The 10,770-nt window shown below is 71.7% G+C and carries 9 protein-coding genes; 1 reads left to right on the top strand and 8 read right to left on the bottom strand.

Features of this window, described 5'->3' with window-relative positions; translation table 11 throughout:
- Positions 1–565 precede the first annotated feature (565 nt).
- The 5 genes from DEJ00_RS03785 to DEJ00_RS03765 all read right to left on the bottom strand — a co-directional run bounded on the left by DEJ00_RS03785 (position 566) and on the right by DEJ00_RS03765 (position 5,499).
- Positions 566–1,537 carry a YafY family protein gene (locus tag DEJ00_RS03785; RefSeq protein ID WP_071244904.1) on the bottom strand — a complete coding sequence of 324 codons (972 nt, stop codon included), beginning with the start codon at positions 1,535–1,537 and terminating at the stop codon, positions 566–568.
- Entirely contained in the window at positions 1,530–2,582 is a 1,053-nt protein-coding gene (locus tag DEJ00_RS03780; RefSeq protein ID WP_111046360.1) for a YafY family protein, read from the bottom strand. Before DEJ00_RS03780 ends, DEJ00_RS03785 begins: the two co-directional genes overlap by 8 nt.
- A gap of 71 nt (positions 2,583–2,653) precedes the next feature.
- On the bottom strand, positions 2,654–3,574 hold the full coding sequence (locus DEJ00_RS03775) for an FKBP-type peptidyl-prolyl cis-trans isomerase (RefSeq protein WP_111056444.1): 921 nt from the start codon (positions 3,572–3,574) through the stop codon (positions 2,654–2,656).
- Positions 3,575–3,616: 42 nt separating this feature from the next.
- On the bottom strand, positions 3,617–4,753 hold the full coding sequence (locus DEJ00_RS03770; protein ID WP_111056443.1) for a tRNA (adenine-N1)-methyltransferase: 1,137 nt from the start codon (positions 4,751–4,753) through the stop codon (positions 3,617–3,619).
- Complete coding sequence (locus DEJ00_RS03765; RefSeq protein ID WP_258373520.1) at positions 4,750–5,499, bottom strand: HAD family phosphatase; 750 nt, start codon at positions 5,497–5,499, stop codon at positions 4,750–4,752. Before DEJ00_RS03765 ends, DEJ00_RS03770 begins: the two co-directional genes overlap by 4 nt.
- 147 nt (positions 5,500–5,646) lie before the next feature.
- On the opposite strand from DEJ00_RS03765, the gene DEJ00_RS03760 reads away from it, so the two are divergent.
- The gene (locus DEJ00_RS03760; protein ID WP_027465645.1) at positions 5,647–6,570 is read left to right on the top strand and encodes a proteasome assembly chaperone family protein; all 924 of its coding nucleotides are present in this window, start codon (positions 5,647–5,649) and stop codon (positions 6,568–6,570) included.
- Positions 6,571–7,145: 575 nt separating this feature from the next.
- Here the strand turns inward: DEJ00_RS03760 and mshC are convergent.
- The 3 genes from mshC to DEJ00_RS03745 form a co-directional block, all read right to left on the bottom strand.
- On the bottom strand, positions 7,146–8,390 hold the full coding sequence (gene mshC, locus DEJ00_RS03755) for a cysteine--1-D-myo-inosityl 2-amino-2-deoxy-alpha-D-glucopyranoside ligase (protein WP_111056441.1): 1,245 nt from the start codon (positions 8,388–8,390) through the stop codon (positions 7,146–7,148).
- Positions 8,387–9,217, bottom strand: a complete 831-nt coding sequence (locus DEJ00_RS03750; RefSeq protein WP_027465647.1) for an undecaprenyl-diphosphate phosphatase — start codon at positions 9,215–9,217, stop codon at positions 8,387–8,389. Before DEJ00_RS03750 ends, mshC begins: the two co-directional genes overlap by 4 nt.
- Before the next feature lie 67 nt (positions 9,218–9,284).
- Entirely contained in the window at positions 9,285–10,613 is a 1,329-nt protein-coding gene (locus DEJ00_RS03745; RefSeq protein ID WP_111056440.1) for a M20/M25/M40 family metallo-hydrolase, read from the bottom strand.
- Between the last annotated feature and the right edge of the window lie 157 nt (positions 10,614–10,770).

The raw sequence follows: 10,770 nt of genomic DNA, 5'->3' as shown, positions 1-10,770 counted from the left end.
AAGAGACAGGGGTTGGGCGGTGCCTCGGGATGTCCCTGGCGAGTTCAGGCGTACCGGGCGGGATCGGGCGTACCGGGCGAGATCGGGCGTACCTGGCGAGATCGGGCATACCTGGTCGGATCAACACACCAGGTACGCCCGGAACGACCAGGTACCCGAAGTCCACCGTGCGAGGTCGGGTGTGCCAGGCGGAAGCGGGCGTACCTGGCGGGATCGGGCATACCTGGTCAGAGCAACACACCAGGTACGCCCGAAACGACCAGGTACCCGAAGCCCACCGTCCATGATCGGGCGTACCTGGCGAGATCGGGCACACCTGGCGAGATCGGGCGTACCTGGCGAGATCGGGCACTCCTGGCGAGATCAACACACCGGGTACGCCCGGAACGACCAGGCACCGGAGGTCAACCGTGCGGGATCGGGCGTACCCGGCGAGATCGGGCGTTCCTGGTCAGAGCAACACACCAGGGACGCCCGGAACGACCAGGTACCCGAAGCCCACCGTGCAGGATCGGGCGTACCTGGTCGGAACGTGCAGCGCTCGGACGGGCCGCAGCGGCAGACCTCAGCCCGCAGCGAGGGCCGCGGCCGCGAAGTCGCGCACGGCGTCACGGGCCGCGGGCGGGTCGAGCACCACGGCACGACCCGGCAACCCCGCGACGAGCCGGACCACGCCGTCGAACCCGTGCGACGCCGCGAGCCGGATGCGCACACGACCGTCACCGTCGGGCGCGTCGGCGGTGTCGGACAGGAAGTCGGCGACCAGGGGCAGCGACGTCGAATCGAGTTCCACCGTGACGATGACGTCGTCGGCGGCCTGCTGGAACAGCGTGTCCGGGATCACGACCTGGTCGATGGTCTTCTCGGCCGGGCGGTCGTCGACGCGCGCCTCCGACATCCGGTCGAGCCGGAACGTCCGGAGCGCCTGCCGGTCGAGGTCCCACGCGCGCAGGTACCAGTCGGTGTCGATGGACTCGACCCGGAGCGGATCGACCCGTCGGGTGCCGCCCTGGGTCCGCGGTCCGGCGTACTCGAAGACCAGGCCGCGGCCGTCGGACATCGCCCGGCGGATCGTGGCGAGGGCGACGTCGTGCAGGTCCTGCCCGACGGCGACGGTCGACGCCGCTCCCCCGGCACCGCGGGACAGCTTGGCCATGAGCGCGCGGATGGCGTCACGGTCGGCGGCCTCGGGCAGCGCGGACAGGTACTGCAGGCCGGCGATGAGCGCCGACGCTTCACGAGCCGACAGACGCGGTGAGTCGTCGATCGCCACCAGGTTGGTCAGCACGATCATGTCGTTCTGGTCGAAGTCGTCCCAGGCGATGTCGAACAGGTCACCGTGCTGGTACTGCATCGTCTCGCCGGGCACCCCGGACACCGCGATGAGTTCGACGGCGCGCCGGATCCGGGCCTCGGGCACACCGAAGTGCCGAGCGGCCTCGGCCACCGAGACCCGCTCGCGGTCGATCAGGTACGGCACCAGGGCGAGCAGGAACGCGAGCTTGTCCTGCGCCTGCAGGGGTTGGGCGTCAGCCACGAACGGGGTCCTCTCCGGGGGCTGCGGCACGATCGTCGTCGGTGTGGTCGCGCACGAGTGCACGGAGGCGCTCTTCGACCCGTGCCCGCAGGTCGTCGGGCTCGAGCACCCGGACCTCGGGCCCGAAGGCGGCGAGTTCCTCGGCGAGGATCTGCGGGTCGACGTGGTGCAGCACGAGCGCGCCGTCGGCGTCGGTCTCGGTGTCGCGGCGACGGGTCAGTCGGCGTTCGGCGTCGGAACCCGGCGTCACGGCGATGCGCGCGGTGCGCTCGGCCCAGATCCGCTCGAGCTCGGCGAGGGTGCGCTCCCCCGCGCCGACGGGAGCGGTGTGCTGCCCGACCTCGTACTGGGTGACGGGTCCGACGATGCGGGCCAGCAGGTAGTTCTTGTCCGAGTCCGTCGCAAACTCGTGGGCGGCGAGCATCCACCGGCCGCCGTGCTGCACCAGGGCGAGTGGAGCCACTTCGCGCCGACGGGCGTCGTGCTGCCCCGGCGTGATGTAGTCGAAGCGCACGGCTGCACCGCGGTCGAGCGCGGAACGGAGCGGCTCGAACGAGGCATCACGGGCGCGGAGTCGCGGGGCGTACGCGTCGACCCCGAGCTGCAGGGCACCGTCGTCGTCCTCGGCACCGGCCGAGCGGACCTTCAGCAGGCCACGACGGGAGTCGGCGGACAGTGCGCCTTCGCGCCAGGCCATCGCGGCCAGGGAGAGCAACGCGGATTCGTCCGGGGTGAAGCGGACGTCGACGGGCAGGTCGTACTCGCCCTTCGGGATCCGGTACCGGAGCGTCTGGTTGTTGCCCGCGGCACCCGGGGTCTCGATGGTCTCGAGGGGGATGCCGAGCTCGCGGACGTCGTCCTTGTCGCGTTCGAACTGGCGCTCGAGCGAGGCGTTGTCGCCACCGGTCGAGAACCGCTGCCGGTACCCCTGCACGTTGGCCAGGATCTCGGCCTTGGTCAGCCCGGACTCCGTCGAGAGCAGCGCGAGCACGAGGCTGAACAGCCGCTCCTCGGCGGGCACACGGGGCACACGGGTCGCTGGCACGAGCCGATCCTACGGCAGCGCGGGTGCACCGGAGTGCACCCGCGCCGCGGTCCGTGGACGGTCGGACGGGGTCAGTTCGAGATCGCCCCGAGGACGTCGATCACGTACGCGTACGCGGTCCCCTGCTGGTTGACGATGGCCAGGACCTGGTCGCCGACGTGGTGCCCGACGATCGCGGTCCGGACGCCTTCGTCGACCTGGCCCTTGGTGAGCGGGATGGCCTGCGCACCGGAACCGTCGGTCCAGCTGGAGCCGGCGACGGACGGGTCGGCACCCCAGGTGACGGCGGTGTACTTGATGACCGCGGTGTCCTTCGCGGTGAGCTCGCGACCGTCGCCCTTGCGGAGCAGGTGCGTCTCGTTCGACTTCGGGGCGCTCCACGACGGGATCGTGATGCCGGGGGCGCCGGACGGTGCGAGCACCACGGCCGGCATCTTGTCGCCGGCGAGCTGCGGGGTGCCGGTGGCGCGGGCGTCGAACGCGCGCTTGACGTCGATCACGGCGATCACAGCGTCCTCGGTCTTCTTCGACGAGGAGCTGCCACCGGTTCCGTCGGTGCTGCTCAGGGCGCTCTTCGGCAGGGCCACCGCCAGGCGGTCGCCGACGTGGGCGCACTGCAGCGAGGCACCGAGGGCCCCGTAGTTGCTCGCACCGGCGGTGATCGGTGCCGTCTGGCCCGAGTAGCCGCTCGTCTGGGCGACCTCGCCCGTGGAGCCGTCGACCAGGGTGTACTCGACCAGGACGGGGGTGCCGTCGTCGATCGTGCGACCGCTGCCCTGCTTCAGCACGGACACCTGCGTGCCCTTGGTGGTCAGGCCCTTCGGCACGTTGACCTTCGGCTCCGAGCCGAACTTGCCGGTGGCGGTCACCGCTTCGGACGCGGCGCCGGGAGCGGCACAGCTCGAGGGCGTGGTGCCGGCACCGTTCGAGGCGCAGGCGGTGAGCGACACCGCGAGACCGATGGTGACCAGGAGTGCGGGGATGGTGCGCACGGACCCTCTTTCCGTTCGATGCAGGACGGGCACGCCGTCAGCCTACCGTTCGTCCTCGACGGCCCCGGACGGCGCCGCAGCACCATCCACCGCCGACGACGCCTCGGCCGCCGCGACCTTGCGCGCCTGCGCCGCCGACTGCCGAGCCACCTTGCGGAGCTTCTTGTCGCTCGTCGCCCGCTCGCCCACGGCGCCGGGGGTCCAGGCCTCGATGTCCTCGTCCGAGAACTCCGCCTTGCCCGCGCGGCGCTTCAGGTTCGGCAGCACCGTCCCGTCCGCCAGGCGTCGTGCCGTGATGAGGAACCCGGTGTGCCCGACCATGCGGTGGTCCGGGCGGACGGCGAGGCCCTCGACGTGCCAGGTGCGCACCAGGGTCTCGCTCGGCATCGGGTCGGTGAAGCGTCCGGTGTCACGGAGGGCCTCGGCCGTGCGGGACAGCTGCGTGACGGTCGCGACGTAGCAGACGATGAGCCCGCCGGGCACGAGGGCGTCGGCCGCGGCGTCCACGCACTCCCACGGCGCGAGCATGTCGAGCACGACGCGGTCGACGCTCTGCGGCTCGGTCGCGTCGGGCAGCGACTCGACCAGGTCACCGACGGTGACGGACCAGTTGTCCGGGACGGCGCCGAGGAAGGTGCCGACGTTGCCCTTCGCGATCGCCGCGAACTCCTCGCGGCGCTCGAACGACTGCAGCTGCCCGGTCGGGCCGATGGCGCGGAGCAGGAACAGCGACAGCGCCCCCGAGCCGACGCCGGCCTCGACCACGCGGGCCCCGGGGAAGACGTCCGCGAAGGCCACGATCTGCGCCGCGTCCTTCGGGTAGACGATCGCGGCGCCACGCGGCATCGACATCACGTAGTCGTTGAGCAGCGGGCGGAGTGCGAGGTACTCGTCACCGGTGCTCGCCCGGATGACCGAGCCGTCGGGCTGCCCGATGACGTCGTCGTGCCGGAGCACCCCGCGGTGCGTGTGGTACTCACCCGCGGCCTCGAGCGACAGCGTCGTGAGCTTGCCCTTCGGACCGGTCAGCTGGACTCGGTCGCCGGCCCGGAACGGGCCGCGCGGCGGCGTGTGCGGTGCGCCGCCCGCGGTGTGCGGGAGCGCTGCGGTCGGGTCCGCGGTCGGACTGGAGGCGCTGCTCGCGTCCGCCTCGTCGCGTGCGTCGTCGGTGTGGCTCATCGGGTGACCCCTTCGGTGTCCGCAGCGTGCGCCGGGTCCGGCACCGCGCCTCCAGTCCGTGCGGCCAGTGCCGGCGTCGTCAACTCGACCAGACGGTCGACGTCGATGCCCGCCAGGGTGGTCAGGTGCACGTCGCCGCCGGCGATCTCGGACAGCGGGACGATGTGCTCGACGGCGACCGTGACGGCGCCGGAGGCGACGGCCGACGCGACGCCGGTGGCGGAGTCCTCGATCGCGACGCACGCGGTTGGCTCGACGCCGAGCTGCGCGGCGGCGGACAGGTACGCGTCCGGGAACGGCTTCGGGCGGTCGACGTCGTCGCCGGCCACGACGACGCGGAAGCCGCGCTCGCCCAGGGCCTCGGCGGCGACGAGTGCCATCTTGCGACGGGACATCGTGACCAGGGCGGTCGGGATGCCGCGGGCGTGGAGCTCCTCGACGAGCTCACGGGCACCCGGCCGCCACGGAAGTTCACCGGCGCGCAGGTGCTCCATCACGTAGTCGGTCATCCACTGGATGATCTCCTCGACCTCCATGTCGACGCCCTTGGCGCGCAGGAGCTCACCGGAGCGCTCGAGACCGCTGCCCACCAGGGACAGGCCGTCCGCTTCCGTCCACTCGGCGCCGTAGCGGTTCGTCAGGTCGACCTGGGACCGCTGCCAGATCGGCTCGGTGTCGATGATCGTGCCGTCCATGTCCCACAGCACGGCTGCGGGCGGGACGAGGGCAGGAGGATGCGCGGTCACGGGCGACGAGTCTACCGGGGCCGTTCCGCTGGGCGCGGACGCGCGCGTGCGCCGACACCCCCTGGGCCTACAGTGGATGCCTGAATCGTGTCCGGCCGGGGGCATCGCTCCCGCCCCGCTCCGCTCCACCACCAGGAGGTCCGCTCCGTGCCACAGCACTCCCCCTTCAGCGACGGTCGCTTGCTCGTCGTCGCCTTCGAGGGCTGGAACGACGCCGGCGAGGCCGCGAGCGGTCTGGCGCGTCGCATCGTCGAGTCCCTCGGGCTCGACGAGCTGCGCGAACTCGACGGTGAGCGGTACGTCGACTACCAGTTCAACCGGCCCACCGTCGGCACCGACGACAACGGCGACCGCGGCGTGCAGTGGCCCCGGATCGTGCTGCACGGCCCCGGTGCCGAGGGGCGTCCGGTCATCGGCGCCACCGGCTCCCCCACCGACCGTGACGTCTTCGTGCTCGTCGGTCCGGAACCCTCGCGCACCTGGCGGGGCTTCTGCTCGGAGATCATCGACCTGGCGGACGTCTACTCGATCGACGCCGTCGTCTTCGTCGGCGCCATGCTCGCCGACGTCCCGCACACCCGACCGATCTCGGTCTTCGTGTCGAGCGAGAACGCCGGGGTCCGCGCCGCCTTCGACGTCGACAAGTCCTCGTACGAGGGCCCGACCGGCATCCTCGGGGTCCTCGCCGACGCGATGGACAAGGCCGGGCTGACCACGCTGTCCCTGTGGGCCTCGGTGCCGCACTACGTGCACAACTCGCCCTCGCCGAAGGCCACGCTGTCGCTGCTCGACAAGATCGAGGAGCTCACGGACGTCACGGTGCCGCGCGGGTCGCTGCTCGACGACGCCACCGAGTGGGAAGAGGGCATCGACGCCCTCGCCGCCGACGACGAGGACATGGCGTCCTACATCGGGCAGCTCGAGCAGGCGCGCGACACGGTCGACTCCCCCGAGGCCTCGGGCGACGCCATCGCGCAGGAGTTCGAGCAGTACCTCCGTCGCCGTGAGCGCAAGGACGGCAAGGATGGCGGCACCGCCGGTGGCGAAGGGCCGTGGCGGCCCCAGCAGTAGCCGTCACCCACTGACGGACGGGAGGCGCGGTGCCAGCTGGCACCGCGCCTCCCGTCGGTGGGCGGCGTGCGGTCACGACACCCCGCTCACGTCCGGCGAGTGGTCGCGAACTGTCGGCTGCGGCCCGCCCGGGCGACAGTTCCTGACCCCTCGGTAGCGCGCACGCGACGTGTCGCGGCCACTCCGCGGACGGGAGGCGCGGGGCCGGCCGGCCTGCCTCGGGCCTCCCGTCCGGCGAACGCGAACGGTCACGACACCCCGCTCACCTCCGGCGAGTGGTCACGAACTGTCGGCTGCGGCCCGCCCGGGCGACAGTTCCTGACCCCTCGGCGGCGCGCACGCGACGTGTCGCGACCACTCCGCGGACGGGAGGCGCGGGGCCGGCCTGCCTCGGGCCTCCCGTCCGGCGGACGCGAACGGTCACGACACCCAGCTCACCTCCGGCGGGTGGTCACGAACTGTCGGCTGTGGCCCGCCCGGGCGACAGTTCCTGACCCCTCGGCAGCGCGCACACGACGTGTCGCGACCACTCCGCGGACGGTCACAGCACCGGCGCGACGGCCGGTGCACCGAGGTCAGGCCAGGCGAATGCCGAGCAGCGCGTCGATCAGGTCGAGGAGCTCCGCCGTGCACGCCGTACCGCCCGCGATCGCCGTGTCGACCGCGGCGACGGCACCGGGGGTGTCGAGGTCGTCGGAGACCCGTGCGCGGATTCGTGCCGCGACGTCCGCTGCGTCGTCGGCGTGCCCGGCGGAGGCTCCCGAGGCCCAGGCGTCCCAGCCGGCGAGCCGTGTCTGGGCGCTCGTCAGCTCGGTGTCGAACCACTCCCAGTCGTCGGAGTACTTGTGCGACAGCAGTGCGAGCCGGATGGCCCGGGGGTCGGCACCGTCGTCGAGCAGCCCGCGCACGGTGACCAGGTTGCCGAGCGACTTCGAGATCTTCGTGCCCTGGTAGGCGATCATCCCGGTGTGCACGAAGGCGTTCGCGAGGGGCTGGTGCGCGAGGGCGGCAGCGTGCCCGGCGCTCATCTCGTGGTGCGGGAAGACCAGGTCGCTCCCGCCGCCCTGCACGCTGATCGGCAGCCCGAGACGGTCACCGGCGATCACGCTGCACTCGATGTGCCAGCCGGGGCGACCGGGGCCGATCTCGGTGTCCCAAGCCGGTTCGCCGTCACGCTCGGCGCGCCACAGCAGCGGGTCGAGCGGATCCCGCTTGCCCGGACGTTCCGGGTCGCCGCCGCGTTCGGCAGCGAGGGCGAGCATCGTCTCGCGGTCCAGGCCGCTCTCGTCACCGAGGGTCCACGCGTCGGTGGGGCGGTTCACGTCGAAGTACAGGTCGTCGCCCTCGGCGCCGTCGGTCGGGACCTCGTACGCGTAGCCGGACTCCTGCAGGAACGAGACCGCCTCGGCGACGCGCTCGACCTCGTCGGTGACGGCCACGAAGTCGTCCGGCGGCAGGATCCGCAGCGACTCCATGTCGCGGCGGAACAGGTCGACCTGCTCAGCCGCCAGGGCACGCCAGTCGACGCCGTCGCGGGCGGCACGCTCGAGCAGCGGGTCGTCCACGTCGGTGACGTTCTGCGCGTACTCGACGTCGAGCCCCGCGTCACGCCAGGCGCGGCCGAGCGTGTCGAACGCCAGGTAGGTCGCCGCGTGGCCGAGGTGCGTGGCGTCGTACGGCGTGATGCCGCAGACGTACAGCGCAGCGCGGTCCTCGTCGCGGGCGGGGTCCACCGGCTTGCCCGTTGCGGTGTCGTGGACGACCGGTCGGGGCGCGGCGCCGGGGACGTCGGGGACGGATGGGGCCTGCCAGGCCCTCACGGCTGGATCACTCCGAGCGACAACAACACGATGAGCACGATACCGAGTGCGATCCGGTAGACGACGAAGGGCATGAAGCTGCGCTTGCTGATGTAGTTCATGAACGCCGCGATCACGACGAACCCGACCACGAACGCGACGACGGTGGCGATGAGCGTGTCGGCGAGTCCGAACGGCGAGCCGTGGTCGCCGAGGCTCGTCGCGGCTTCGTAGAACCCGGACAGGAACACCGCCGGGATCGCCAGCAGGAACGCGAAGCGCGCAGCGGCGGGTCGGGTGTACCCGAGGGCGAGCCCCATCGACACGGTCGCACCGGAACGGGACACACCGGGCACCAGGGCGAGCATCTGCGCCAGGCCGATGAGCAGACCACCGCGGAACGTCATCTGCTCGATGCGCCGCTCCTTGCGGCCGACACGGTCGAGCACCCCGAGCACGACACCGAAGACGATGAGGACGATCGCGACGATCCAGAGGGACCGGAACGTGGTCTCGATCGAGTCCTTGAGCAGGAGCCCGGCGACCCCGATCGGGATCGTGCCGAGGATCACCAGCCAGCCGAGGCGGACGTCGGGGTCGCCCTTCGGCACGTCACGCTTGACCACCGATCGGAACCACCGCCCGATGATCCGGGTGATGTCCTTCCAGAAGTAGATGAGCACCGCGGTCTCGGTGCCGAGCTGCGTCACGGCGGTGAAGGCCGCTCCGGGGTCCTTCGCGTCGGGCAGGAAGAGCCCCACGATGCGCAGGTGCGCGCTGGAGGACACCGGCAGGAACTCGGTGAGCCCCTGGACGAAGCCGAGGAAGATCGCCTCGAGGATGTGCATCGCACGGGCCTTTCAGGGGGGGGGGAGGTCGGTCAGGGCACCGCCACGACGGCGACCATGAACAATATCAGTACGTGGCGAGCAGGTCGGCCAGCACCCGCCGACCGAACGCCAGCGAGTCGAGCGGCACCCGCTCGTCCACGCCGTGGAACATCGCGGGGAAGTCGACACCGGCCGGCAGCTGCAGCGGCACGAACCCGTACCCCGCGATGCCGAGCGTCGAGAGCGCCTTGTTGTCGGTGCCGCCGGACAGCAGGTACGGCAGGACCGGTGCGCCCGGGTCGTGCCGGCCGAGGACGTCGCGGACGGCGTCGACCAGCGGACCGCCGAAGTCCTGCTCGAGGCCGATGTCGCGGAACGACATGACCACCTCGACGTCGGGTCCGGCGAGCTCCCGCACCCGCTCGAGCACGGACTCCTCGTCACCCGGCAGGCAGCGGATGTCCACCAGGGCCTCGGCGGTGTCCGGGATCACGTTGTGCTTGTAGCCGGCGGTCAGCACCGTCGGGTTCGACGTGGTGTGCAGCGCGGCGTGGATGAACCGCGACGCCGAGCCGGTGGCCAGGGCGACCTCGTCCGGGCCGGTGACCGTCGGGTCGACCCCGAGGAACCGCGCCACCTCGGCGACCATCGCGTCCGTCGTGGCCGAGAGCCGGACGGGCCACTCCTCGCTGCCGATCCGGGCGACCGCCGCCGCGAGCTTCGTGACGGCGTTGTCACGGATCACGTGCGAGCCGTGGGCGGCGGTGCCGCGCGCGATCAGCTTCACCCACATGAGCGCCTTCTCGCCGGTCTGCAGCAGGTAGGCGCGACGGTCACCGAGCGTGATCGAGTACCCGCCGACCTCGCTGATCGCCGCCGACGCCCCCGCGAAGACCTCGGGGTGCTGGTCGACCACGTGGTGGGACCCCAGGACTCCCCCGGCCTCTTCGTCGGCGAAGTACGCGATCACCAGGTCACGCTCCGGCGTACCGTGCTGTTCGATGACGTCGGCCAGCGACGTGAGCATCATCGCGTCCATGTTCTTCATGTCGACGGCCCCCCGACCCCACAGCGATCCGTCCTTGACCACGCCGCCGAACGGGTCGACCGACCAGTTCGCCGGGTCGGCCGGCACGACGTCGAGGTGCCCGTGCACCACGAGCGCCGGCTTGTCACGGTTCCGGCCGGGCACCCGCGCCACGACGCTCACCCGGTCCGGCTCGGACTCGAACAACTGCGGCTCGAGACCCAGCGCGCGGAGCTTGTCCTCGACGTAGTGGGCCGCTTCGGTCTCCCCACGGGACTTCCCCTCGCCCCAGTTCGTCGTGTCGATGCGGATGAGGTCGCGGGCGATCGCCGCGGTGGCCTCGAGCTCGGGCACGGACTGCGGCTCGGAGGGCTCCGGGTTCGTCATGGCTCCACGGTATCGGTCGGCACCGACTCCGACGCCGAAGCCCGACACGCAGGACTCGCCCGGGATGCGCGACCGTGTTCATCGCGCGTTCAGACCCGTGCTAGTGTCTTTTATCGGCAGGAACGCCGGGTTCAACCCGGGAAACAGACACCAGACA

Source organism: Curtobacterium sp. MCLR17_039, from assembly GCF_003234745.1.
Lineage (GTDB): Bacteria > Actinomycetota > Actinomycetes > Actinomycetales > Microbacteriaceae > Curtobacterium > Curtobacterium flaccumfaciens.
Note: the sequence above shows the minus strand (reverse complement) of the source record. Positions and strands in the feature narration are given on the sequence as shown.